Origin of the sequence: Sanguibacter sp. Z1732, assembly GCF_051020515.1 — a bacterium.
Taxonomy (GTDB): Bacteria; Actinomycetota; Actinomycetes; order Actinomycetales; family Beutenbergiaceae; genus CALKWS01.
In genome coordinates this window covers 953,154-976,040 of the sequence record NZ_CP194857.1, presented here as the reverse complement: position 1 = coordinate 976,040, position 22,887 = coordinate 953,154, and the positions used below count along the sequence as shown (strand labels likewise).

The window sequence follows — 22,887 nt, the reverse complement described above, 5'->3', positions numbered from 1 at the left end:
ACCGTCGGGGCCTTCCTCTACCTCGCGCCGAACGGTGTGAACGCTTTGGCCGCGATCGGACTCGGGGACTTCGCTGCTGCCGCCGGGGGTTCGAGGCGTACGGTCTGGACTTCCACAACGCCCGCGGACGCAAGATCGCCGAACTTGCCGGTGAACAGGACCTGGCCCGGTACGGAGCGCGTGGTGTGGTGCTGCGGCGGGCGCGGTTGCACGCCGAAGTCGCCGAACGAGCACAGGCCGCCGGGGCGACGTTCCTGTTCAACGCCCGGCTGGTTGAGTTGCGCACGGTGCCGCAAGGAGTCGAAGCAGTCTTCGCAGACGGACGCACGCTGATCGCCGACGCGGTGATCGGGGGGACGGGATCTGGTCGACGGTGCGACGGCTCACCTGGCCCGAAGCCCCTCGACCCTCCTACACCGGAATTGTGGACTGCGGCAGTTGGACTGAGGTCGACTTGCCTGACACGGCCCGCCAGCAGATGTATTTCGGACATCGGGCGTTCTTCGGCTACACAGTCAACGACAAGGTCGCCTTCTGGTTCACCAATGTGCCTCGGCACTACGAACCGGGCCGGTCCGAACTCACCGACCTCGACCAGGACGACTGGATGGCGAGCATCCGCCGACTTCACGAACTCGACCCCGCTCCGGTCCAAGCGATCCTCAATGCTGCGCGACACACGCTGGGTGCCTGGCCGCTCTACGACATGTCCAGCCTGGACAACTGGCACAACGAGCGGGTGTGCCTGATCGGTGACGCCGCCCACGCGGTCAGCCCGTCCACCGGCCAGGGCGCCAGCCTCGCCATCGAAGACGCCGCGGTCCTCGCCCGCTGGATGCAGCACGAGACCCGCCCCGGCGCCGCCTTCGCCGGGTTCACCGAAGAACGGAAGGCGCGAACGGAGAAGATCGCGCGTTTCGGCCGTCAGGTTGGCGACCGCAAGGTCTCCTCGGCGGCCGGCAACGTTTTCCGCGACCTCACCTTGCCGATGTTCCTGCGCATCGGCGCCAAGGCCACCGCAGAACAGTACGGCTATCGCGTTCCCAACCCGCCCGCTCACCGGGCCCCACGAGAGAAAGCTCATGAATAACTCTGCTGTTGCCAGCAAGAACGCTCGATCACCGACGACGAGGGCACTGACGTGGATCGCCGGGATCGGGGCGGCCGGCCTCGTGGCCGCCGCTGCAGTTTTCACTTGGTTTGCGGTGTCCTACTTCAACATGGCCCTCGACACGGTCGATGGGGTCGACTTCGATCGCGCTCTCCACGTTCCCCCGCTAGCGGAGTCTCGCGTCGAGGGCGGGGTACGCACCTTCGATCTGACGATGCAGGCTGGGAAGACGGACTTGGGGCAGGGTTCGATGACGCCGACGTGGGGTATCAATGGCACCCATCTGGCCCCTACCCTGCGGGCCGAGCGGGGCGAGGATGTCCAGGTCCGGGTGAGTAATGGGCTGGATGAGGCCAGCACCTTGCATTGGCACGGGATGCACCTGCCCGCGCAGATGGATGGTGGGCCGCACCAGATGATCGCCCCGGGGCAGACCTGGACCCCGCACTGGCGGATCGATCAACCGGCGGCGAGCCTGTGGTACCACCCGCACCCGCACGGGCAGACCGCCAGGCATGTCTATCAGGGCCTCGCGGGGATGTTCATCATCGACGACCAGGACGAGGCGGGCCTTGACCTGCCTCGCGATTACGGTGTCGATGACCTCCCGCTGATCGTCCAGGACAAGAAGTTCCACGACGACGCCACCCTGGATTCCTCCACCTCGTTCATGCAGTCGGCCGGGATCACCGGGGACACGGTGGTGGTCAACGGCACCCCCGGGCCCTACTTCGACGTCACCACGCACACGGTCCGGTTACGGATCCTGAACGGTTCCAACACCCGCCCCTACAACTTCGCCTTCGAGGACGACCGGGCCTTCGCCCTGATCGGCACCGACGGCGGGCTACTGGATGCGCCAGTGGACCTGCACGAGGTTCAACTCTCCGCCGGTGAACGCGCCGAGATCGTCGTGGCGTTCGAACCCGGCGAACAGGTCCGCCTCCAATCCGGGCCCAGCGACACCGGGGATCGCCTCGCCGGGGGCGCCGACCACCTCGACATCCTCCAGTTCCGTGCCGGGGACCACCTCGGCGGAGTCCAGGATGTCCCCAGGGAGTTGGTCGAGATGCCCCGCATCGATGAATCCACTGCAGCCAGGACACGAGACTTCGACTTGTCGGGGGTTTCCATCAACGGCCAGGAGATGGATATGGCACGCATCGATGAGGTCATCATCCTGGGAGACACCGAAATCTGGAACGTGACCAACCTCGATGGCCAGACGCACAACTTCCACATCCACGACGTCCAGTTCCAGATCCTCGACATCGACGGCAGGGAGCCGCCACCACATCTGCGCGGCTGGAAAGACACCGTGTGGCTACCCGAAGGCCAACACATCCGGCTCATCATGACCTTCACCGACTACCCCAGCACCCAGTGGCCCTACATGTACCACTGCCACACCCTCAGACACGAGGACCAGGGAATGATGGGCCAATTCCTCGTCGTCGAACCCGGACAAAGCACCCAGCCCAACGACTACCACCTCCAACCAGACCACGGACACGGGGAACACGATCATTGACGGCTCTCCGCGATTCGTGAAGACAATCCAGACTAGAGAGGTGGCTGAGGCATGCCTCTCCCCGAGGGAGCTGCAGGAGTGAATGATCGGCGACGAGTTCCGTCCATGCGAGATCCTGGCCCTTTGGGCTTCTGTGGGGCCGTATGCCGCGGGTCGATGAGGAGGAGGGTGGATTCGTGACTAGTCGGATCGGGGAGATGGTGATCAAGGCCGGAATCCGGAGAGTCTGGGCCGATTCTGGTGCGCGGTACTCGGTTACAGGATCACGGGGAGGGACGAGACAGGGGTGGCAATCTCCGGGGCTCCGAACGCCCCGACGATTCTGTTTGTGCGTACCGGCGACGACGTGCCCGGAGCGGGAACGCTGCACTTCGACCTATGTCCGACAGACAGCGGCCAGAGGGAAGAGATGGAACGTCTCCTGGCGTTGGGGGCGACGCCGACTGACGTGGTCCCGTCGGGAAGTTGGCACGTCCTCGCGGACCCGGAGGGCAACAGGTTCTGTCTCATGGCCAAACGCATTGCTCCCGAGCCGGAGGACTTCCACGACGCATAACTCAGCGAGACCCCGGTTACACCGGCTAGGTTGGCGCGCAAGGTGCGCGAGGATGCAACCCCGCGAGCCGACGACGATATGACACCGCGGACGAATTCGTTGAGTCCGCGGTCTTGGTGGAACAGGACGGTGGGCCGTGGCGAGCCCGGGCCTGCCTGCAGGGCGGGGACGACGCAATACTGCATGAAGGGCGCAGGGTCTTTGCCGGCGGCCGGAGTATGTGGGTGACGATCGCGATCGTCACCGTCGGCTTTGGCGCTCCAGTTGTGCCGCTCCTGTTCATCGGCCCGGAGACGCTTCCTCTCGTGCTTTCTGTGCTGGTGGGGTCGTGGGTAGTGGTGGTGGCCATGTTGCTCCGCGCCGGCCGGGACAGGATCCGGATCACCAACGATGAGGTGCACATCCGGCGATCGAGGGGCACCCGCGTCATCCCCCGCGCTGGGATCGCCACGGTGCTGCACGCACGCAAACGCATCAGTGGGCTGCGGCGCACCGGTTACGTGGCATTGCTCGACTATGCGGACCAACCGTTGTGGGGATCGCCGTCCCACATCTGGCCACCGGACACCATCCGTGCCCTGAAGCGCACAGGTCGGGAACTGACCATCGGGACGCTCTCCCGGAAGCAACCTGACCCGTGAGGCGCGGCGTGGCCCCGGACCACGCGTGCCACCTACGCAGGCCCTGGGGGCCGTTCCTGCCGATGCTGCTCGCCGCCGTCGTCAAGCAGAACGTCAATGGGGTGACGGCGGTGGGCATAGGGCCCGCACCCGGGGGACCTTCGTCACTTCCTGGAGTATCCCCGAAGTGGGAGAGTGGAAGTGATCAAACGAGGTGGACACCATGGCGTACCGCAGCGTAAGGCCGCGAGGGACCGACCTTCCCGACAACTATCGTCTGCACTCGACCCTCGACCTCAAGAAGGATGCACGGGCCGCCACCACCATCAAGGTCTCGTTCGCCCTGATTGTCGCCGCCATGATCGTTCTGGCCCTCGTCCTGGACCTGCCGTTCGAGAGTGCCTTCAACGCCGGCGTGCTCACAGCGATCACCGTGGCCGCGTGCCTGGCCTACATGGTCGCGCACGAACTGACCCACGCCGTCCTGCTCTGGTGGCTGACGCGGGAACCCCCGACCGTCGCCGTCCGCTTTCCCTACCTCGTCACCGGGAGCCAGGCGGTCCTCACCCGGAGCACGGCCGTCGTCGTCGCCCTGACGCCCCTTGTGCTCTACACCCTGGTCCTGCTTGACCTACTCAGGACCCTGCCGACCAGTTTCTTCCTCACGGTCTACGTTGTCCTGGTGCTCAATGTCGCCGGTTCCGTCGGGGACGTGCTGCAGGCTCATGCCTTCGTTAAACTCCCGCCCGCGGCGCTCATCCGTGACGACGGAGAGGAGACCTCGGTGTTCCTGCCGATGGCCTGACCCGGCGTCCCCCGGACCTCGCGACCAACCAGCGTGCGTCGTCGATGCGATGCCTGGTCCGGTCGGGGCTCAGTTGTCAGTGGAGCGCAGGGGTCAGCGTTTGTCGAAGGCGTTCAGGATGTTACGCACTGAGTGGCCGGAGGTACTGTTGAGGAGCCCGGCGGCCCCCAAACCGCCGTTCTGGGCGCCCTCGACGTGTCGTTCGTTCGCACCGGCGATGCGCCGGTTGCGCTGCCGGGGGTGCGCCGGCCGACGAAGTCGTCGGCGGCGCGGACGTTGTCGATCTCGGCCTCGGTCTCGCGGGCGTGCATGTGACGCTTGTCGACGTTGCGATACCGCAGGTACATCAACCCGTAGAAGAGGAACCCGGAGAGGAAGAACAGCAGCCCGATCGAGCTGCCGTCTCCGTTGGACCCAATCGCCAGGAAGGGCCCGCCGCTCGCAGCGGCCATCATGGAGGTGGACATCAGAGCACCACCATGAGGATGGTGCCGATGATCATCCCGACCACCTGCACGGCCGCCGCCACCGCAAGGAGTTTCGGCTGGTTGACCGGGACACTGCCCATCGTCTTGCCGGTCCGGGCGTTGACCGCGACGTAGTGCAGGAACGACCTCCCGTTCGAGCGCTGCTGGTGGTAGCTGTAGAGCCAGACGGGTAGGTACGCCGCCGCCCAGCGCTGCCCACGGATGTCGACCTGCTGGTCCTCCCAGCGCACGCCACGGTCGTAGAAGCCCAAGGTCTCCTCCGCCACTTTGTGGCGGGCGATGTCCCCAGCCTGACGCTGCACGAGCGGGGCGACCTGATCGATGTTGGTGTCGCGCCGCTCGGAGGTGAAACCGGCGATGTAGTTGGAGTCGTACCCGACCGAGTTCTCGACGTCGAACGGCATGACCGCGTTGATGATGTTGTTGGTGTTGCGACTCGCGTCCTGATCCCGGCGTTCGGACGAGGACTCGACCGTGAGGTCGTTGATGTAGACATCGAGTTCGCGTCGCACCGAGTAGACATCGGCGTCATGGACCTGACGTTTGTTGTCACCGCTGCCGATCGTGTAGGTCCGGGTGCGGTGCTCACCTTCACCGGCGAACCGGGCGTGAGCATTGATGTCGACCACCATGTAGGGCAGGTAGACCCCCATCACGTTCTCCGGGGCGAACTCCTTGAGGAAGCGGGGATGTGCGAAACCCCGCCGCTTCTTCACGAACGCACGGATCTTCTCGACCGCCTCCTCCTTCTTCATGGTGAACGGGAGGACGATGTCCGGAACGGCGCCGTTGGGAATCTGCTGGTTCATCGACAACTTGTTCCGGCACCAGTGGCAGCGCGCCTGGGTGGTCTCGGCGGTGTTGATGACCACCTCGGCTCCGCACGCGCTGCACTTGAAGGTCAGCACATCCTCGGTGGAGGCGACGATGTCCTGCGATCCGGAGCCCAGGACCATGCCGCTCAGGGACCGGATGTCCTGATTGATGAACAGCTCCTCCTCGCCGCCCTGGCCGGTCCACTCATGCCGGCAGAATCCGCACCGGAGCAAGCCGCTAGCGGTGTTGAGAGCGATCTCGGTGGCGCCGCAACGGGGGCACTTGACCAGGCCATCCTTCGCGGAGGAGTCCGTGGCGATGATCTGAGGGCCATCGGGAGGCGCCACCGGTGGCGGGACCGCTGCCGGGGGTGCCCCCTGCGCAGGGCCGGGTGCAGGCGGCGGTGGTGCGGCCGGGGCGGCCCCGGCTTGTTCGCCGATGACGCCGTATCCCCCCGGGGCGGACGGCGGTGGCACACCCGGCCCCGGGCCGCCCGGCCCGGGGTTCGGGTTCTGCGGCACAGTCATTTAGAGCCCGAGCACTTTCGCCTTGGCGGCGTCGTAGTCGGCCTGGGTGATCAGGTCCTGGTCCAGCATCGCCTTGAGTTGGCCGAGCTTGGCCACCGGGTCCTCTTGGGCAGGGGCGGGCGGCTCGGGTGCGGACGGAGCCTGGGGCGGCTGCCCGTACCCCTGTTGGGGTGGCACTTGCTGGTAGCCCTGCTGATGGCCCGGGGCGACCGGCTGCTGCAAGCCGGCGGCAGCGCCGCCGGCCGCGTTCATGCCCATCCCGAGGAAGGCCATGCCGGCGCCGCCACCGCCGCCGCTCTCACCGGCGGCCTGGAACCCGCGGGCAGCGGCCTGCTGCATGAAGGCGTTGCCGCGGGCGCCGCCGAGGGCGTCCGCCTTCTTGACGTCGCTGAGCAGTTTGCGGGTGTCCTCGTCGTACTCGATCGACTGGATCGCGACCTTGACGATCGCCAGACCGCGGTCCGAGGTCCACTGGTAACCCTGCTCGACCGCCACGCTCAGCGACTGGGCGAAGCCCACCGAGTCCGACTGGATCCGGCTGATCCGGTTTCCCTGACTGGGATCGTTGGTGTAGATGGAGAAGGCTTGCGCGAGCGAGCCGACCACCTCATTGAAGAGCTGGCTGGCTGCGTCGTTGTCGAGGTCGGAGAAGTCGAACACGCGTGGGGAGGCGCCCAGGTAGGTCTGCGGCACGAACTGCTTGATCAGCAGGATCGGGTCAACGATCCGCATCGTGTAGGAGCCGCGAGTGATCGCCCCCACCTGCGCGCCCAGATAGGCATCATCCCAGTAGATCTCCGACTGGGTGCCGAACCTGTTGTTCGGAATCTCCTTGAGGTTGACGTAGAACGCGAGTTGCTGTGCGCCGGGCTGACCGCCGAACTTGAACCGCTCCCAGGAGGTGGTCACGGTGGGGCTGACGATCCCATCCCCGGCGAAGACCGACTTCGAGTTCTGATCATCGGAGGAGTAGATGAACCCACCGGGCTCGGCCACGAAACCGGTGATCTGACCGTCCTGGAGCGTGACCAGCCCGAAACCCTCCGGCACCACGATCTTGCTGCCGTTGGTGATGATGTGTTCGGACGCCTTGGTGTTCGATCCGCGCCCGGCGTTCTGCCCTTGGGCGACCGCGGGGAAGATTGCGGCCGTGGGGGCCAGGCTGCGCGGCGGAACGAGGAAGTCCTTCCACTGGTCAGCCATGGTGCCACCGAGCGCACCAGTGAAAGCCTTGATGAAGCCCATCCGATTCCTCCATGAATTGCCGCGGTTGTCCCCGCCTCTGGGACTCTTGAGATTATCAGCGCAGGGCTGGCGCCGGAGGGCGTTCCGGGCGTCGGACGGGGGGCAATCCGGCTGCCTCCAGGCCGACCGGGCCGAGTGGTGGCGCCGCGAGCAGGCAGGTGCGCGATCTATGCGCGGTGATATGGTACAGAGTCCTCGTGACGAAAGGCTCACCTACTGTGTCTCTTCCTTACTTCGACAAGGCGCAGGTCCGGGCGGCACTGCCCTTCGACGCCGCGATCGCCGGCATGGAGCGTGCCCTGCGCAGCGGCGTGGATCCCGAGAGCGACAGCCCGCGGCTGTTCAGCCCGGCACCCGGTGGTGAGTTCCTGCTGATGCCCACCAGCGCCACCCCGCGCTCGGGCCTGAAGGTGGTCACGATCGCCCCGGACAACCCGGCCAAGGGGCTGGAGAAGATCCAGGGCCTGTACATGCTCTTCGACTCCGACTCCCTCTCCCCGATCGCGCTGATGGATGGCACCGAACTCACGGCCGTGCGCACCCCGGCGGCCACCCTCACCGCCGTGAAGCACCTGACCGCAGCCGACCCGGACTTCCCGGCGGCGCCGAAGGTGCTGGTCTTCGGGGCCGGTATCCAGGCGATCAACCACATCCTGGCGGCCCGCAGCGTCTATCCCGACGCCACCTTCTCGGTGGTGGGCCGCACCCCCGCACGCGTGGATGACCTGATCGAGGCACTCGCCGTGCAGGACGTCGAGGTGTCCCGCGCGAGGGCCGAAGATGCGGACCGGCACGACATCATCCTGTGCGTCACGTCCTCGCCCACGCCGGTCTTCGACGGTTCCCTGCCTCCCGACCACGCCGTGATCGCCTCGGTGGGCCAGCACGGCCTCGAGGCCCGCGAGGTCGATGCCACGCTGGTGCTGCGTGCCGACGTGTTCGTGGAGGGCCGGGAGTCCTCCTGGCGCGAATCGGGCAACCTGGCCCAGGTGCGCAGTGAGAGCGAATGGCGCGAGATCGCTCCGGCCAACATCCGCGAACTGGTGACAGGGGAGTTCACGCGCGAACTCGGCCGCCCGGCCCTGTACACCGGTGTGGGTATGTCCTGGGAGGATCTGGCCCTTGCCACGCTCGTGTATGACAGCGCGAGCGCGTGATCAGCCGGTCGTCACCGGATCGCCCACATTGATCGTGCCGCCGCCGGCCACCGGAAGCAGGAGCACCCCGAGCGTCGGTTCGCTCTGACCGACGTCGGTGACCAGCGTGGTCAGGACCTCGGCATCGCGCTGCCCGGTGTCGGGGTTGGCGTGGGTAGCCAGACAGCGCCCGATCGGCCCGGACACCTCGAACCGCACGGCGCCGATCCGGACCCGGCCGGTCCACTGCAGTTCCTCCCAGGCCCGTGTCCCGGAGATCACGATGTTGGAGCGGAACCGGCGATCATCCCCGCCACTGGGCAGCACCTGCCCCAGGGCCCGGGTGCTGGCGGCGCCGTGTGCGGTGACGTAGCCGCGTGGACGGTCCTGGAACCGTGACGTGCCGCCGTCTCCGACCAGGACTAGCGGAAGCGCGCCCCGCCGGCGCAGCCGCCGTGCGTCCGGGGACTGCTGCAGCCAATCGGTGATCCGCTCGCTGATCAGGGCCCGGCCCGACCGGTCCAGGCCGGCGCTCACGAGTGACTCGCCGCCGTCGTGGATGCGCAGCGTCTGCCCGTCGAAGGCCAGCCGCAGCCGTGCCAGGCTCGGGAAGTTGACCAGAGCCAGACCCTGCTGCTTGGGCCAGTACTCCAGCCCGTCGGCGTCCTCGGGTTCGGCGGCATCGGCGAACCGGAAGGCGAGCACCCGGTCTCCGGTGACCCGCCCGTCCGGCTGGATCGTGAGTTGCTCCCGGGCCTCGGGAGTGAATCCCTTGACCGGGTAGCGGTACAGCGCGGCAACGTGTGGCACCGGCACAGTCTGCCACGGGCTGGTTGCCGGGTTGGAGGTTACGACCACGGCCGGGCGGTCAGCCCGTGACCGCCCCCGTAGCCGGCCCGCTGCGGCGGCTCCCACCCCTGCAGGGCCCCGTCGGGAACCTTGTGCACCTCGATCCCCAACGGTCGGCACACCGACTCGGCGTCGCCGGCGCCTGGCCCGAACATCGGGACGGACAGATCGCCACCGGGGCAGGTGGACACGGCCGCGAGCAGATCGATCTCGGCGAAGAACTCGAAGTAGTCCCCCTTCCGGGCGGGGGATGTCTTCATGAAGTACTCGTCGTCGTCGTTCAGTCCGGTGCACTGGAAGACGTTGAGCACGTCGTGCACGTCGAACTCGGTCAGGTGCCAGGGTCTGATCGCCCGGGTGAGGTTGGAGTGGCAGTGGTAGTCGAACCCGACGTCGTTCAGCATCTGGTTCACATAGGGGTCGCACCTGGTGCCGAGCAGGTCGTGCACCCGCCCGCCCTCGGCGTCGACGCTGTACCCGGCCAGGGAGTCGCCGGTGATGGTCGCCATCGGTCGAAGGAACGGCAGGGTGGACCACAACCGGTCGAACAGGGACACGTGCGCGGCCTGGAGTTGGCGGGTGCGCGAGGCCCACAGCCGCTCCCTCGGGTCGTGGACGTTCCACAGGTTCAGGTCCGCTACCTGGGGGCCCTCGATGGTCACGATGCGGCACACGTGACCGGCGGGCACCCGCCAGGCTCGGCCGGAGCGGATCGGGATGACGAAGGAGTCCACGAGTTCGCGCCCGTCCCGCTCCTCGCCGATGCGCCGGTACAGGTCCCGGTCCACAGCCAACGGGCCTCCGGGATCGGACTGGTAGGCCGCCTGCGTCAACCTCATCTGGGCTCCCTGCGTCGGGGTCGGATGCTCCCAACCTAGGCCCAGCGAGGTCGCCCTGGCCCCCGGGCTCGCGGATTCGCGCCCCGCGGCCGCCAACGCCCGGGTGCGGGCACAAGCAGATCGACCCCCACGGGGCGGACCGAAGGGAAGCCGCGCCGCTCTCACGTCCCGCTGCGCATCCCCCGGTCCTTGCCGGCCACGATCGCGACCAGTGTCTGGGCGGTGGCCAACGCCGCCAGGAGGAGCAGCGGGGCCTGCCACCCGCCGGTGCGCTCGGCCAGCAGACCCGCCGTCACCGGGCCCACCGAGGCCACCAGGTAACCCACCGACTGCGCCATCCCGGACAGTTGCGTGGTCTCGGCCTGGGTGCGCCCGCGCAGGCTGATCAGACTCAGCGCCACCACCAGTGAGGCGCCGGTGCCCGCCCCCACCACCAGAGCCCACAGCCCGCTCAGGCCCGGCGCGATCAGCAGCCCGAGTGTGCCGATGATCACCGGTGCGCTCGCGGTGACGGCGGCCACGACCTGGCTGTCCGGTCGGTGCATCAGACGCGGGATGAGGACCCCGGCCACGATCCCGGTCATCTGCAGGCCGAACACGTGCAAGCCGCTGCGTTCGGGGGTGTAACCGGCGGCGGTGGTGATCGTCGGTAGCCAGGTGATCAGGATGTAGAAGCAGGTGGACTGCAGGCCCATGAAGGCCGTGACCAACCACGCTCCCGGCTGCGTCCAGACGCTCACCTGCGGTGTGGCCGGGGTGGGAACCGGGTCGACGGCGTGGGCCGGACGTCGTAGCCGGAGTATCCACAGCAGTGCGACCAGGGCTGTCGGGACCGCCCAGATCGCCAGGGAGGTGGGCCAGTCCGAGGCGTTGGACACCGGAACCGCCATTGCCGCAGCCACGGCGGCGACCGTGCCCATGCAGGCCGAGAAGATCCCGGTCGCCACCGAGATCCGCCCCGGGTAGTCGCGCTTGATCAATACCGGCACGAGCACGTTGCCCACCGCGATCGCGCAGCCCAGCGCGATCGTGCCGAGCCACAGCCCCGGGGTGGCGCCGTAGGAACGCACCAGGATCCCGGCGGCCAGCAGTACCAGCGCGAGCCCGAGCAGCCGGTCCGCGCCGAGTCGGCCGGAGGCGTGGTGCACCAGCGGGGAGATCAGGGCGAAGGCCACCAGGGGCATCGCGCCCAGGAGGCCGGCCATCGGCTCGCTCAGACCGTGGTCGGCGCTGATCTGGGGGAGCAAGGGGCCCACCGAGGTGATCGGCGCCCGCAGGTTCATCGCGACCAGGAAGATCAACGCCACCAACAATGGCGCCCACCGGCCGGCGTCGCCCGCCGTCTCCGCGCCCCACTGCCTGCCCACGTACCACCTCAGCCCCGTCGTCCTCAGATCCTGACGCTAGCAGCGGCTCGGTGGCATCCTGTGGCGTCGTCAATGTGCCTGCGTCGTGACCGAAGGATACGCGCCCTGACTACCGGCCCCGATCCGCACACACTCCCTATCAACGACAGCACTCCCGCCGTTGGCTCCGGCTCCTTCGAAGAGACACCGCTGAATCACTGATGCGGTTGCTGCACATCTGTGGTGTTAGGATCGTGGCATGAGGACGACAGTACGACTTGACCCGGAAGTCGCGGCAGCCGCCGAACGGCTACGCAGGGAACGTCACATCGGCCTCGGTGAGGCCGTCAACGAACTCGCCCGCCTGGGCCTCACGCGCAAGCAGAGAACCGCACCCTTCCGGCAACGAACAGCGAGTGTCGGGCTGAAGATCGACGTCACCGACGTCGCTGACGCACTCGAATTGCTCGATCAGGCAAACGGCGCGGACCCCCCCGTGATCGTCGACGCCAACGTCCTGCTCTACGCCGTCGACGACCGGTCGCACTTCCACACGACGGCACGGACCTGGCTGGACTCAGCCATGAACGGCGTCGAACGCGTTGGGTTGCCGTGGATGTCGCTGATGGCGTTCCAGCGCATCATCACCCACCCCCGCGTCACGGCGCACCCCCTGGCCCCGGCGGATGCGTGGAGTCACATCACCGACTGGCTCGACGCCGACCAGGCATGGGTGCCGACACCCGGTGCCCGCCACCGAGACGTCCTCGGTCGGCTTCTCATTGAGGGCAATCTTCATGGGAACCTCGTCCCAGACGCCCATCTCGCAGCGCTCGCCATCGAGCACGGAACCGGCATCTGCTCGTTCGACAGCGACTTCGCTCGGTTCAAAGACGTCCATTGGGTGAACCCCGACCGGCAGTGACCCTGCCCGGACATCGAACGAGAGCACAGCATGTGGCGCCCGTGACCCTCGCGAACCCGCTGGTGTCCAGGTCGCCCCAGTAGCGAACCTCGGCATCGGCGAGGAAAGGCAGAGTAGCCAGCCGGTTGTCAACGAACCCCTTGCCCTACAGCACGATCCCCTGCAGGGGTACTGGGAGGGTCAGGTAGGTGATCGCGTCCTCGACTGACATTCGCCGAGACACGCGGCATCGGGGCCAGTACAGCGATGGGACTCGACGGACTCCTCCAGCGTGGTGAACTGGAGCCGGGGCGACGCCAACGGCCAGTTCATCGACGGGCGGACCGCGAAGTACATCTCGGCGGGTGGACCGCCGGGTCGACCGGGTAGTCGCACCACGGCTGTTTGAATGATGAAGGTACCTATGAGTGATGAAGGGTGTGACATGACAGAGAAGACCGAACCGGTCCGAGCGATCGTGTGGGGGGAGAACAGGCACGAGCAGGTCGAGGAGAAGGTCCGCGCGATCTACCCCGACGGCATGCACAACACCATTAAGGACGGCCTGACCGAACTGCTCGGCGACGCGGTGAGCGTCTCGACAGCCACCCTGGACGAACCCGAGCACGGTCTCACCGATGAGCGCCTGCAGGACACCGATGTGCTGCTCTGGTGGGGACACGCCGCCCACGGCGAGGTCAGCGATGAGGTGGTGCAACGGGTGCACCAGCACGTGCTGGCCGGGATGGGTCTGATCGTGCTGCACTCGGGCCACTGGTCGAAGATCTTCACCACGCTGATGGGCACCACCTGCACCTTGCGCTGGCGCAGCGCCGCGGACCGTGAACTCGTGTGGACACTCGCTCCGGACCACCCGATCGCCCAGGGTGTGCCGCACCCGTTCATCATTCCGGAGCAGGAGATGTACGGGGAGTTCTTCGACGTCCCCACCCCGGACGAACTGATCTTCCTCTCCACCTTCACCGGCGGGGAGGTGTTCCGCAGCGGGATGACCTACCGGCGCGGGCGCGGCAAGATCTTCTTCTTCAGCCCCGGTGACCAGGACTACCCGGTCTACTTCAACGAGACGAGCACGTGCGGCGCGTGCTCGCCAACGGTGTGCAGTGGGCCGCCGCCGACCTACCCCAGCGGGAACTGCCCGTGCTGCTGCGTTACGACGCCGAGGACTTCTACACCGGCCACGGCTACCGGGGACCGATGCAGCGATGAGCGCTACCGATCCGGCGCGGATCGTGCTGGTCGGTGCCGGTGGTATGGGCGGTGCCTGGCTGCGGGTGCTGTCCGCCCACCCGCAGGTGCAGGTGGTCGGCGTGGTGGACCTGGACCTGGATCGAGCACGCGACCTGGCGCGCTCGGCCGGCACCGGCGCGCCCGTGGCACGGACGATCCCGGAGCTCGACGGCGGAGCGGACGCGATCGTCAATGCCACCGTTCCGCAGGCGCACTTGGAGGTCTCGGTGGCCGCGCTGGAGCGCGGCATGGCGGTGCTCTGCGAGAAGCCCGCGGCACCGACCATCGCCGAGGCGATCCGGATGGCGGCCGCCGCCCAGGTCCACGGCCGGCTGCTCATGGTCTCCCAGTCCCGGCGCTACGGCCCGGGCGTGGCAGCCTTCGCCGAGACGATCCGCGCCCACCAGGGCGGCAGCCCCGGGTTGTTGGTGAGTGAGTTCTTCCGCGCGCCGCGCTTCGGTGGGTTCCGGGAGCGGATGCGGCACGTGTTGCTGGTGGACATGGCCATCCACGCCTTCGACACCGCGCGCCTGCTCACCGGCGCGGACCCGGTGGCGGTGTACTGCGATGAGTCGAACCAGGACTGGAGCTGGTTCGACCACGATGCCAGTGCCAGCGCCATCTTCGAGTTCACCGGCTCAGCGCGCTACCTGTACACCGGGAGCTGGATCGCCGAGGGCGCCGAGACCTCCTGGAACGCCCGGTGGCGCTCCGTCGGTGCAGGCTCCACGATCCGCTGGGACGGGGAGGCTCAGGTCACCGTGCACACCGGGGCAGGGGAGGGCACCGACGAGGGCGAGGCCGTCCCGGTTCCCCCTGCCGCCGAGGGGATCGAGGGGGCCCTGGAAGTCTTCCTCAGCGCGCTGGCGTCCGGGCAGACGCCGCTGGGTGAGATCAGGGAGAACATCGCCTCCCTGGCCATGGTCGAAGCGGCCGTGCGCTCGGCCAGGACCCGGCAACGGGTCGAGATCGCCGACGTCCTCACCGACGGACTGGCCGTGGCCCTGCGCACCGAGGACGACGAGGCGCGGGCCGCGGTGCTGGCGGCCTGGTCGACCGATGATGGCGCCCCCGTGTTCGGTACCCGCACCATTGCCGGTCAGCGGTAGGGCAGGCTGTATTGGGCGGTCCTTGCCCACACCCGGTCCAGATTCACGGGAACATCAAGAAGGTGTGCGTGGTTGACCAAGACATGAGCAACTCTGCGCAGCAGCGCACCGCCCATGTCCCACCGCATTGCACCGATGACGACGTGCTCGGTCTGGCCGAGGACCTGAGCCAACTCGGCAAGGTTGGTGACCTCGTCGTGGAGTACCTGGAGCGCCACCTCGGGCTCAGCCACGTGACCTGCATGTGCTGGCCCGGCTCGCGGAGGCCCCTGCCGCCGATCACGGGCCCTGCCCGGCCGAGGCTGCAGCCGACAATGACCACCTAGATGCCGGTAGGGGCACGCCAGGTGACCTGGAACAGGGGGTGCCGGCGAATCTGCAGCAGCGCGGGCTGGTGACCCGCGGGGACGACGGGCAGGGCTTCGTGGTCACCGAGCACGGGTTGGTGATCCTCGACCAGGTCTATGCCATGCGGATCCGGATCGCCGACCATCTGGTGAGCAAGCTGGGCCCGGACCGCACCCAGTCGCTGCGCTCGCTCCTGCAGCAGATGGTGGACGCAATCCCGAGCCCGGTGCGCTCGGTCGTCTGAGCCGCCTGCCCACGCGGGGAGCGGACCACCTGCGTGCGTGGTCTCGCCTGGTGTGGTGCAGGTGCGCCGAACTCTCAGCCGCGTCCGGCGAGAAACCCGCGCAAGCGATCCGGCCGGTCGGTGATGATGCCATCGGCACCCAGTTGCACCAGCCCGTCCCAGTGCTGGGGTTCGTTCGCGGTCCAGACCATGGCCTGCATCCCGCGTTCGCGGATCTGGGCGAGAGCCTGTGGCGTCTCGAACAGGATCTGGCCCGAAGGGTTGCACTGGGCGACCTTCAACTGTGCGCAGGTGGTGAAGGTGGAGTCCTGCAGCGCATCGATCAGCAGTCCACGCGGCAGGTCCGGTGCCACATCCGCGAGAGCTCTCACGGTGTCCACCGCGAAACTCTGCGCCACGATGCGTCCGGAGATCCGCTCCTGCTCGATCTGATCGACAACCGTGCTGACCGGCGCGGGATCCCACTCACCCTTGAACTCCAGCAGCAGCCCGATCTGCGGACGCTCGGCCAGCCAGGCCAGCACATCGGCCAGCAGCGGCAGGCGCTGCCCCGCGAAGGCCGGGGAGAACCAGGATCCGGCATCGATCCGGCCCAATTCGTCGGCGGTGCGGACCGAGACCGGACCGGTGGTGTCGGTGGTCTCATCGAGGGTGTCGTTGTGGATCACCACCGCCTGCCCGTCCGAGGACAGGTGGATGTCGAGTTCGACCATGTCGGCACCGGCACGCCAGGCCGCCTCGAAAGCGGCCAGTGTGTTCTCCGGCGCCACCGAACTATTGCCGCGGTGGGCGATGACCAGGGGTGCGGTACTCACACCAACACGTTATCGGCTCCCTCGGCCGCGCGCAGGACTGCTGCCGAGTGACGTGGTGCCACGGCGCCCGAGCCCGCGGCCGTCCGGGACCGAAAAATCACCCATGGGTAGTTCTACCCATTCCCGCTCCGGGACGTGTTCCATAGTCTCAGGGCAAGTTGATCCTGGGCGTCCCCCCGACCGCCCAGGATCACTTTTTTCCCCAGGCGGCTACCAGGGAGGCTGGTCGTGACCGAGGTGCAGGTGGATGCCGGTGAGGTCCGCAGCACCGCTGGCGCGGTGGACGATGTCGCCCAGAGGGTGAGGGCAGCCCGCGTGCACGACGACCTGTCCGCCATCGCTCCGGCCCTGCCCGGCAGCCGCTCCGCCGACGTCGCCGGGGATCTGGCCACCACCTGGGAGGATGCGGCCTCCCGGTGGGTCGAGGCCACCAACGCCCACAGCCAGAACCTGACCGATGCCGCCGGCGACTACGACGACGTGGACCGGGCCAGCGCACAAATCCAGAACCACCTGAGCGCCCGACTCAGCGGCCCGATGCCGCAATGAGTCTGACTCTGGCCCAGGTGCGCACCTGGCAGGCTGATGCTCTCGCCGGCGTTGCTGACGGGGTGACCGCTCGGCGTCGGATGCTGCTCGGCTGCCTGGACGACCTTGCCGCTGCGTCGCCGCCGTCGTCCTGGACCGGCCGGGCCGCCGCCGCGGCCACTACCGCCCAGCGGGAACTGGAGAGCGCCCTGGAGCAGATGGTGCAGGAACTCTCCGGTGTCATCACCGCGCTTGATGCTGCCGCCGATGTCATCACCGCGGTGCTGGGTGAGTTGTCCGACACCCTCGACTACGCCACCGGGAGTGGGTGCCGGGTGGACCTGGTCACGGGGATGGTGCACCCCGACACCGACGCGGCACCTGTGCAGCGGGTCGCGGACAGGTTGACCCAGGTGCTCAGCAACGCCGCCGAGGCCGATGCAGCCCTGGCCCGGGCGCTGCACACCGCGGCCGCCGCGCTCGGGACCTCCGGACCGGACGCGGGCGACCCGCAGGTCGCAGCGCCACCGGCAGGCGCCGATGAGCGGGACGTCGCCCGGTGGTGGAGGGAGATGGACCCGGCTGCCCAGCAGCACGTCCTGGCCGAACACCCGGAGTGGGTCGGCAACCTGGACGGGATCCCGGGCTGGGCCCGCGACGAGGCCAACCGGACCCTGCTGCCGCGCTACCGGAGCGAACTCGCCGCCTCCTATGACCGGCTGCTGGACCTGGCCCTGGCGAGTCCCGCCAACCCCGCCTTCTTCATCGAGGCGGCCCGGGTGCAGAAGATGCTCGACGGCCTGGACTCGATCGACTCCGTGCTGGCCCGGGGCGGGCGTCAACTGCTCACCCTCGACATCACCGGTGATCATGAGTTGCGTGCGGCGGTGGCCGTGGGCGATGTGGACACCGCCGACTCCGTGGGGGTCTTCACTCCCGGGTTCACCTCCAGCGTGCGCGACTCCCTGGCCGGCTACGACTCCTCGATGGCCTCCCTGGCAGAGACCGCTGCCACCGAGTCACTGCGCCAGGGCAACGTGAACACCGTCGCCACCGTCACCTGGCTGGGCTATGAAGCACCCCAGGCGGACCTGGGGTTGCTGCTGCCCTCCCGTAGCGTGGTCTCGGCCGGCCCGGCCCAGGCCGGTGCGGAGGACCTGGCGTCCTTCATGCGAGGGGTGCAGGCCTCGCGGGAGGCTCCGGCGCACCTGGTGCCGATGGCCCACTCCTACGGGTCGGTGGTCACCGGGTACGCGCTGCAGGAGGCTACCGGCGCCGATGCGGCGGTGATGTTCGGTTCCCCGGGTGTCGGCACCTCCGATGTGGGGGACCTGGAGATGCCGGAGGGCTCCACCTACATGATCGAGGCCCGCCGCGACGTGGTCGCCGACACCGGCTGGTTCGGTCGCGACCCTTCCCACATGGACGGGGTGACCGGGCTGTCGGCGCTGGAGGAGGAGATCGGCGGCACCACGTATTCGGAGTCGGTGGGTCATAACGCCTACCTCGCCGAGGGCTCCACCAGCCAGTACAACCTCGCCCAGATCCTGGCCGGGCAGCCCGAGCACGCCGTGCAGCATCACGGCCGCGGCATCGGTGACTGGTTCAGTAGGCCGTTGTGGTGAGGTCGATGGATGGCGGGCACCCGGACGCGGAGAGGAGACCGATGGTGCAAGGGCATTCGATGGAGCAGGTCATCACTCACCTGAGCCGGTTCCGGGCCGCGATCCTGCAGGAGTTGGCGCGCAGGTTCGGCCCGAGGGACTGGCAGGTGGCACCGAACGTAACCGCCTTCACCGGGCAGCGGCCGACGACGGCGACCGTCCCGACGCCGAGACGGTCTCCTTGGGCACGATCTACTTCGACGGCGCCTATCCGGCCTCGCTACGGCGCTCGGCCGCGGACACGGTGGCCAGGACCGGGAAGCGGTTCGGTTTCACCGAACTGGTGATCCAGCAGGACTCCCCCGACGGGATCGCCTTCGCCGGACGCCATCCGGACGGGCACACCTACCGGTTCGGCAGCGGAACAACCACCGTGCTGTCGGTGCGCAGCGGCCCGGCCGAGTGGGCCGGTGAGCCCTACACCGGTCCCGCCGAAGTGCCCCGGGGCTGAGCGAGCCCGGCCGCGGGGGCGTTAGTACCCGGCGGCCCGGAACTGGTCGATGATGTCCTGCGGGATGCGGGCCCGGGAGGGGATCTCTATCCCGCGCGAGCGCGCCCACTGGCGCACCGCCTGCGGGTCGACCTTCGTCTCGATGCGCACCAGGTCGGGCTCGGCGACGCCGTCGCGGACCTTGCGGGCCGAGGCGATATAGGGGTCCAGGAAGGACCTCAGCGCAGCCAGGTTCTTCTCGGACAGGTCGATCTCATAGACCTGGTCCTCGAGCCCGAACCGCACGGTCGCGTGGGCATGGCTGCCATCGAGGTCGTCGATGAACTCAACGACGGTTTTTCGGCTCACGTTCCTCGTCCCAGATGGTCGTGTGTGCGCCCATCATAGGGCTCTGCGCACCGTGGGATCCTCTACCCTGCACTATGTGTCGGGTCAGGATCTGGCCGCCATCGATGGGGACATCTCGGTGCGCCAACTCATCGGGTGGCTGGTGGCCACGTGGCCCCGGCGTGTGCTGATCGGCATGGTCGTGGTGGTCCCGCTGGTGGTCGGCCTGGTGGGCGGGTTCGCCCCCGCCCCGGTTCGTGACCTTCCTGCCCTCCCGCCCGGCGAGCCGATTGCGGTGGGGCCCTATGACCTGGCGCTGGAGACCTACTTCGTCTCCGACCAGGTACACACCCGTACCTGCCGGAGGGCGCCGATGCGTGGTTGGGGCTGGTGCTCACCGTGCGCGGCACCCACACCCAGGCCGTCTCGTTGGACCGCCGCGTCACCACCGTCCCCGAGGGCCTGGGCGCGATCACCCTCGATGAGGATGTGGCCAACCCCGATCACAGTGAGGTGTTGCGCATCGACGACGGCCGCCTGGCCACCAGATTCGCGCCCGGGCTGGAGGTCCAGGTGGTGAGCCTGATCGCGGTCTCCGATGCCGAGGCGATCCCGGATGAGATCACGGTGCAGATCACCGACCTGGAATCGGCCTGGAGTTTCCTGCTGGAGTCCGAGACCTGGTACGAGCGCGAACGCGTCGGTCAGGTGCACCTGAGTCGCACCGGCACGGTGCCCCCGGCGCTGGTGGAGGATGAACGGTGAGACGCGCGCTGCTCACCGCTCTGCTGGCGCTCGCGGCGGTGGCCGCCGGGATGGTCGTGAACGAGTGGCAGGAGGGCCGCGTTGCCACCGCCCAGATCCCGACGACGGTGGAGTTCGGCCAGGACTCCCGGGTGCACCCGGTCACGGTGCACCTGCACGGGGCGCGCCCGGTGGCCACCCTCGCCGGCTCCGGGGGCGAGACGCTCGCTACCTCGGGGCTGTGGGTGGTGCTGGACCTGTCCTATGCCACCGACGATCGGGAGGCCTTCGTCAGTTCGATGGTGCTGGTGGATGACCAGGGCCGCCAGTTCGAGGTGTCCGGGCGAGGGGCCACCGGGTTGTGGCCGGCCGAACCGGACCTATGGCAGCGCGGAGAGGTCGCCTTCGAGGTGCCTGCTGACGCCCTGGGGGAGATGACCCTGGAGATCTACGTCGAGTCGCGCTGGCTGTACGCCCCGGTCCGGTTCGGCCGGGCTCAGGTGTACCTTGACCCCGGTGACGTCGAGGCCGGTCCGGTGGAGCTGGCGCGCCGTGAACTGCTGCCGGGGGGCCGGCGGTGAGGGCCGGCCGGGTGTGGTCGCGCGCCGGCGGTGGGCGTGATGAGCGCTCTGCTGGCGATCGTCGCCCTGGTTGCCGCATGGCAGACCAGTACGCACTTCCGGACCGCCTGGGACTCCCGGCCGCGCGTGGCGGTGGTGCCTGGCGAGGACGGTGTCGCCGAGGCCAACGGGCTGGGGGCCTCCGTGGACGGGGTGGCGCTGCTGGAGTCGGTGCAGACCTGGTCCGAGCAGGTCAGCCCCATGGACGGGCACAACTACTGGCACATCGCGCTGCGACTGCACATCGAGCACAGCGAGGTGGCCAACTGCCGGGTATACGTGGAGGACACGCGGGGCCGGCTCTACGAGATCGGCCGGCACGTGCCGACCGGGGTGGAGGGCTACACCTCCGTGCCGACCTGTCAGGACGAGGACGGCACGAGTGAAGTCGGGGACGTGCAGCGGTTCATGGTCCTGATCCCCGATGACGCCCAGCCCCGGTACATCCGGGTGCAGAGCCAGTTCCACCTCAACCCCGACTACTTGGAGTTACCAGCGGGCTAGCCCGGGGACGGCGCCGATGTGTCCGGTGGTGGGATTTCCGGGCGCGCCGGCTCCGACGGTGGGGGTGGTGGCACCGGCCGCGGTGGACCGCCGGAAAGGAGTTCGGCCGGTTCGGGCCGCGGAAGCCGAGCCAGGTCGGTGGCCCCTGCGGGGGACCGCGGCGGCAACCGCAGCCAGGAGGGCGCCCCGAATTTGGTCAGCAACACATCGGCGCTCGCGGCCAGCAGCGCGGTGGACAGGATCAGTACCAGCGTGTCGTTGAGCATGGCGATCGGTGCGGACAGCGAGCGCCACTGGGCACCGTCGAGGGTGGGAGCAACTCGTCCGGCCACACCCCACACCAGGTAGTGCAGTTGAGAGATACTCACGTAGGCCAGGCAGAACGTCAGCACCGGCGTCCATCCGGCCTTAAGGATCATTGCGGCGGCGCCGATCAGGGCGGTGAACCGTCCATCCGCGGCCCCGAGAAGTCTCCAGGCCCGCACGATCGGCGCCATCCCCACCCGGGCAGCCACCCTCGCGAAGGCGGCGCTGGTCCGGCGCAGCCGGATGAGGTCCTGGACCCCGACCACATCGGTGGCCTGCACCCCGTAGACGATCACGCCGATCGCCAGCCACGACACCGGCACCAGGATGGCGGTGACCGCCCCGGCGAGGACGAGTTGGGTCCACTCCAGCGCCGCGGGAGCCACCAGACCGAATGCCGGCCAGACGCCCTCGATCCAGCCCCCGAGATCGCGCAACCACTGTGCTACCTGGCGCCCGCTCCACCAGGCCCGGAACTCGGAGGCCACGTAGGTCACCACGTAGGCACCCAGCACGATCCAGACGATCTCGGCGTAGCCCACCACCACCTGCAGGCCCATCCGGCGCCGGTCCTTGTTGCTGCGCCACAGGGTGCGGCTCCGCACCAGGCGGATCCCCGTCACCCGCACCAGCACGGCGGTGAAGACCACCAGCAGCACCGTCACCGACTCCGCCACCGGAGACGGCTGACGGTGTCCAGATCGGCGAGATCCTCGGTGCGGCCCATATCGTCGTCGAAGCCCCTGCTGACGTAGGCGCGCATATCGTCCTCCAGGCCGCCGCCGCTCTGGTAGACCACCAGGAACGGCACCAGGACAGCGGCCACCGCTGCCATCAGGTCCGCCAGCGGAGAGGCGTGGCCGGACCGGCGGCGCAGCACGAGCAACATGCCCACCACCGCCAGCATCGGCATGAATGGCACCAGTGAGAGCGCCAGTAGCCCCGGCACCGCTCCGGCCCGGGCGATCAGGATGACCAGCTCCATCAGGTAGTGCTGGGCCAGGTGCGCGGCCAGGGCGATCAGCGTCAGCGGCAGCCAATGGTGGCGCAGCAGGGCGCCGGTGTTGCGCAGCAGGTCGAGGCCGAGCAGCACCGTGGCGCGGGTGTGGGGCGCCGAGCGATCTATGCAGGGATCGGCGTGCTGGGCCATGCGGGTGACTCTAGCGACGCACGGGGCGCCAACCGTCACGCACCGGCAGTTGC

At 68.3% G+C, this 22,887-nt stretch carries 26 protein-coding genes and 2 pseudogenes; 16 read left to right on the top strand and 12 right to left on the bottom strand.

The features are described from left to right. The first annotated feature begins 454 nt into the window (after nt 1–454). The 5 genes from ACRRRO_RS05290 to ACRRRO_RS05270 all read left to right on the top strand — a co-directional run bounded on the left by ACRRRO_RS05290 (nt 455) and on the right by ACRRRO_RS05270 (nt 4,623). A complete protein-coding gene (locus tag ACRRRO_RS05290) occupies nt 455–1,090 on the top strand; it encodes an FAD-dependent oxidoreductase (RefSeq protein WP_434081174.1) in 636 nt (211 codons plus the stop codon). Then, entirely contained in the window at nt 1,083–2,642 is a 1,560-nt protein-coding gene (locus tag ACRRRO_RS05285; protein ID WP_434081173.1) for a multicopper oxidase family protein, read from the top strand. The genes ACRRRO_RS05290 and ACRRRO_RS05285 overlap by 8 nt, the downstream gene beginning before the upstream one ends. 226 nt (nt 2,643–2,868) lie before the next feature. Further along, nucleotides 2,869–3,198: a VOC family protein gene (locus ACRRRO_RS05280; RefSeq protein ID WP_434081554.1), complete on the top strand. Its 330-nt coding sequence runs from the start codon at nt 2,869–2,871 to the stop codon at nt 3,196–3,198. Between the two features lie 224 nt (nt 3,199–3,422). After that, a complete protein-coding gene (locus ACRRRO_RS05275; RefSeq protein WP_424796650.1) occupies nt 3,423–3,839 on the top strand; it encodes a hypothetical protein in 417 nt (138 codons plus the stop codon). A 202-nt stretch (nt 3,840–4,041) separates the two neighbouring features. Further along, entirely contained in the window at nt 4,042–4,623 is a 582-nt protein-coding gene (locus tag ACRRRO_RS05270; protein WP_424796649.1) for a DUF3267 domain-containing protein, read from the top strand. A gap of 113 nt (nt 4,624–4,736) precedes the next feature. Here the strand turns inward: ACRRRO_RS05270 and ACRRRO_RS05265 are convergent, their stop codons facing one another. Genes ACRRRO_RS05265 through ACRRRO_RS05255 form a run of 3 tightly spaced genes read right to left on the bottom strand, consistent with a single transcriptional unit; the run spans nt 4,737 to nt 7,699 of the window. After that, nucleotides 4,737–5,090 (bottom strand): hypothetical protein, encoded by a 354-nt coding sequence (locus ACRRRO_RS05265; protein WP_434081172.1) that lies wholly within the window; start codon nt 5,088–5,090, stop codon nt 4,737–4,739. Next, nucleotides 5,090–6,454, bottom strand: coding sequence for a TFIIB-type zinc ribbon-containing protein (locus tag ACRRRO_RS05260; protein WP_424796647.1), 1,365 nt, complete (start codon nt 6,452–6,454; stop codon nt 5,090–5,092). The genes ACRRRO_RS05265 and ACRRRO_RS05260 overlap by 1 nt, the downstream gene beginning before the upstream one ends. Beyond that, nucleotides 6,455–7,699: an SPFH domain-containing protein gene (locus ACRRRO_RS05255; RefSeq protein WP_424796646.1), complete on the bottom strand. Its 1,245-nt coding sequence runs from the start codon at nt 7,697–7,699 to the stop codon at nt 6,455–6,457. A gap of 218 nt (nt 7,700–7,917) precedes the next feature. Between ACRRRO_RS05255 and ACRRRO_RS05250 the strand changes: the two genes are divergently transcribed. Beyond that, nucleotides 7,918–8,856, top strand: coding sequence for an ornithine cyclodeaminase family protein (locus ACRRRO_RS05250; protein ID WP_424796645.1), 939 nt, complete (start codon nt 7,918–7,920; stop codon nt 8,854–8,856). On the opposite strand, the gene ACRRRO_RS05245 is transcribed toward ACRRRO_RS05250, so the two are convergent. From ACRRRO_RS05245 to ACRRRO_RS05235, 3 genes are all read right to left on the bottom strand, one after another. Beyond that, entirely contained in the window at nt 8,857–9,645 is a 789-nt protein-coding gene (locus ACRRRO_RS05245; RefSeq protein ID WP_424796644.1) for an MOSC domain-containing protein, read from the bottom strand. Nucleotides 9,646–9,683: 38 nt separating this feature from the next. Continuing rightward, nucleotides 9,684–10,523 carry an urea carboxylase-associated family protein gene (locus tag ACRRRO_RS05240; protein ID WP_424796643.1) on the bottom strand — a complete coding sequence of 280 codons (840 nt, stop codon included), beginning with the start codon at nt 10,521–10,523 and terminating at the stop codon, nt 9,684–9,686. 161 nt (nt 10,524–10,684) lie between these two features. Then, nucleotides 10,685–11,890, bottom strand: a complete 1,206-nt coding sequence (locus tag ACRRRO_RS05235; protein WP_424796642.1) for an MFS transporter — start codon at nt 11,888–11,890, stop codon at nt 10,685–10,687. Nucleotides 11,891–12,128: 238 nt separating this feature from the next. Between ACRRRO_RS05235 and ACRRRO_RS05230 the strand changes: the two genes are divergently transcribed. Further along, complete coding sequence (locus tag ACRRRO_RS05230) at nt 12,129–12,794, top strand: TA system VapC family ribonuclease toxin (RefSeq protein WP_434081171.1); 666 nt, start codon at nt 12,129–12,131, stop codon at nt 12,792–12,794. Here the strand turns inward: ACRRRO_RS05230 and ACRRRO_RS05225 are convergent. Beyond that, nucleotides 12,757–12,927 (bottom strand): annotated as a pseudogene (locus ACRRRO_RS05225) (Wadjet anti-phage system protein JetD domain-containing protein); the annotation flags it as partial. The gene ACRRRO_RS05230 and the pseudogene ACRRRO_RS05225 overlap by 38 nt on opposite strands. Before the next feature lie 291 nt (nt 12,928–13,218). On the opposite strand from ACRRRO_RS05225, the pseudogene ACRRRO_RS05220 reads away from it, so the two are divergent. Both ACRRRO_RS05220 and ACRRRO_RS05215 read left to right on the top strand, forming a co-directional pair. After that, a pseudogene (locus ACRRRO_RS05220) lies at nt 13,219–14,003 on the top strand (ThuA domain-containing protein). Beyond that, nucleotides 14,000–15,133, top strand: a complete 1,134-nt coding sequence (locus ACRRRO_RS05215; protein ID WP_424796638.1) for a Gfo/Idh/MocA family protein — start codon at nt 14,000–14,002, stop codon at nt 15,131–15,133. Before ACRRRO_RS05220 ends, ACRRRO_RS05215 begins: the two are co-directional and overlap by 4 nt. On the opposite strand, the gene ACRRRO_RS05210 is transcribed toward ACRRRO_RS05215, so the two are convergent. Then, entirely contained in the window at nt 15,124–15,366 is a 243-nt protein-coding gene (locus ACRRRO_RS05210) for a hypothetical protein (protein ID WP_434081170.1), read from the bottom strand. The two genes, ACRRRO_RS05215 and ACRRRO_RS05210, sit on opposite strands and share 10 nt — an antisense overlap. A gap of 131 nt (nt 15,367–15,497) precedes the next feature. Here ACRRRO_RS05210 and ACRRRO_RS05205 point away from each other — a divergent pair, with 131 nt between their 5' ends. Further along, nucleotides 15,498–15,725 (top strand): hypothetical protein, encoded by a 228-nt coding sequence (locus ACRRRO_RS05205; RefSeq protein ID WP_434081169.1) that lies wholly within the window; start codon nt 15,498–15,500, stop codon nt 15,723–15,725. 74 nt (nt 15,726–15,799) lie between these two features. Here ACRRRO_RS05205 and ACRRRO_RS05200 read toward each other — a convergent pair whose 3' ends face one another. Beyond that, the gene (locus ACRRRO_RS05200) at nt 15,800–16,540 is read right to left on the bottom strand and encodes a glycerophosphodiester phosphodiesterase (RefSeq protein ID WP_424796636.1); all 741 of its coding nucleotides are present in this window, start codon (nt 16,538–16,540) and stop codon (nt 15,800–15,802) included. A gap of 228 nt (nt 16,541–16,768) precedes the next feature. On the opposite strand from ACRRRO_RS05200, the gene ACRRRO_RS05195 reads away from it, so the two are divergent. From ACRRRO_RS05195 to ACRRRO_RS05185, 3 genes are all read left to right on the top strand, one after another. After that, nucleotides 16,769–17,089 (top strand): hypothetical protein, encoded by a 321-nt coding sequence (locus ACRRRO_RS05195; protein WP_424796635.1) that lies wholly within the window; start codon nt 16,769–16,771, stop codon nt 17,087–17,089. Next, the gene (locus tag ACRRRO_RS05190) at nt 17,086–18,693 is read left to right on the top strand and encodes an alpha/beta hydrolase (protein ID WP_424796634.1); all 1,608 of its coding nucleotides are present in this window, start codon (nt 17,086–17,088) and stop codon (nt 18,691–18,693) included. Before ACRRRO_RS05195 ends, ACRRRO_RS05190 begins: the two co-directional genes overlap by 4 nt. 220 nt (nt 18,694–18,913) lie before the next feature. After that, nucleotides 18,914–19,183 carry a hypothetical protein gene (locus ACRRRO_RS05185; protein WP_434081168.1) on the top strand — a complete coding sequence of 90 codons (270 nt, stop codon included), beginning with the start codon at nt 18,914–18,916 and terminating at the stop codon, nt 19,181–19,183. Nucleotides 19,184–19,204: 21 nt separating this feature from the next. On the opposite strand, the gene ACRRRO_RS05180 is transcribed toward ACRRRO_RS05185, so the two are convergent. Then, nucleotides 19,205–19,531: a histone-like nucleoid-structuring protein Lsr2 gene (locus ACRRRO_RS05180; protein WP_424796633.1), complete on the bottom strand. Its 327-nt coding sequence runs from the start codon at nt 19,529–19,531 to the stop codon at nt 19,205–19,207. Nucleotides 19,532–19,900: 369 nt separating this feature from the next. On the opposite strand from ACRRRO_RS05180, the gene ACRRRO_RS05175 reads away from it, so the two are divergent. From ACRRRO_RS05175 to ACRRRO_RS05165, 3 genes are read left to right on the top strand one after another with little or no spacing between them, the layout of a single operon-like run. Next, nucleotides 19,901–20,275 (top strand): hypothetical protein, encoded by a 375-nt coding sequence (locus tag ACRRRO_RS05175; protein WP_434081167.1) that lies wholly within the window; start codon nt 19,901–19,903, stop codon nt 20,273–20,275. After that, a complete protein-coding gene (locus ACRRRO_RS05170; protein ID WP_424796631.1) occupies nt 20,272–20,835 on the top strand; it encodes a hypothetical protein in 564 nt (187 codons plus the stop codon). Before ACRRRO_RS05175 ends, ACRRRO_RS05170 begins: the two co-directional genes overlap by 4 nt. A 39-nt stretch (nt 20,836–20,874) precedes the next feature. Beyond that, nucleotides 20,875–21,378 carry a hypothetical protein gene (locus tag ACRRRO_RS05165; RefSeq protein WP_424796630.1) on the top strand — a complete coding sequence of 168 codons (504 nt, stop codon included), beginning with the start codon at nt 20,875–20,877 and terminating at the stop codon, nt 21,376–21,378. On the opposite strand, the gene ACRRRO_RS05160 is transcribed toward ACRRRO_RS05165, so the two are convergent. After that, nucleotides 21,375–22,349 (bottom strand): hypothetical protein, encoded by a 975-nt coding sequence (locus ACRRRO_RS05160; protein ID WP_434081166.1) that lies wholly within the window; start codon nt 22,347–22,349, stop codon nt 21,375–21,377. The genes ACRRRO_RS05165 and ACRRRO_RS05160 overlap by 4 nt on opposite strands. Beyond that, nucleotides 22,346–22,834 carry a hypothetical protein gene (locus ACRRRO_RS05155; protein WP_434081165.1) on the bottom strand — a complete coding sequence of 163 codons (489 nt, stop codon included), beginning with the start codon at nt 22,832–22,834 and terminating at the stop codon, nt 22,346–22,348. The genes ACRRRO_RS05160 and ACRRRO_RS05155 overlap by 4 nt, the downstream gene beginning before the upstream one ends. Nucleotides 22,835–22,887: the final 53 nt, after the last annotated feature.

Bases quoted from the DNA above. Each gene is read 5' to 3' on its own strand.
- ACRRRO_RS05285 (WP_434081173.1), top strand. From the start codon at position 1,083: ATGAATAACTCTGCTGTTGCCAGCAAGAACGCTCGATCACCGACGACG.
- ACRRRO_RS05270 (WP_424796649.1), top strand. From the start codon at position 4,042: ATGGCGTACCGCAGCGTAAGGCCGCGAGGGACCGACCTTCCCGACAAC.
- ACRRRO_RS05165 (WP_424796630.1), top strand. From the start codon at position 20,875: ATGAGCGCTCTGCTGGCGATCGTCGCCCTGGTTGCCGCATGGCAGACC.
- ACRRRO_RS05190 (WP_424796634.1), top strand. From the start codon at position 17,086: ATGAGTCTGACTCTGGCCCAGGTGCGCACCTGGCAGGCTGATGCTCTC.
- ACRRRO_RS05240 (WP_424796643.1), bottom strand. From the start codon at position 10,523: ATGAGGTTGACGCAGGCGGCCTACCAGTCCGATCCCGGAGGCCCGTTG.
- ACRRRO_RS05230 (WP_434081171.1), top strand. From the start codon at position 12,129: ATGAGGACGACAGTACGACTTGACCCGGAAGTCGCGGCAGCCGCCGAA.
- ACRRRO_RS05215 (WP_424796638.1), top strand. From the start codon at position 14,000: ATGAGCGCTACCGATCCGGCGCGGATCGTGCTGGTCGGTGCCGGTGGT.
- ACRRRO_RS05255 (WP_424796646.1), bottom strand. From the start codon at position 7,699: ATGGGCTTCATCAAGGCTTTCACTGGTGCGCTCGGTGGCACCATGGCT.
- ACRRRO_RS05155 (WP_434081165.1), bottom strand. From the start codon at position 22,834: ATGGCCCAGCACGCCGATCCCTGCATAGATCGCTCGGCGCCCCACACC.
- ACRRRO_RS05265 (WP_434081172.1), bottom strand. From the start codon at position 5,090: ATGTCCACCTCCATGATGGCCGCTGCGAGCGGCGGGCCCTTCCTGGCG.
- ACRRRO_RS05260 (WP_424796647.1), bottom strand. From the start codon at position 6,454: ATGACTGTGCCGCAGAACCCGAACCCCGGGCCGGGCGGCCCGGGGCCG.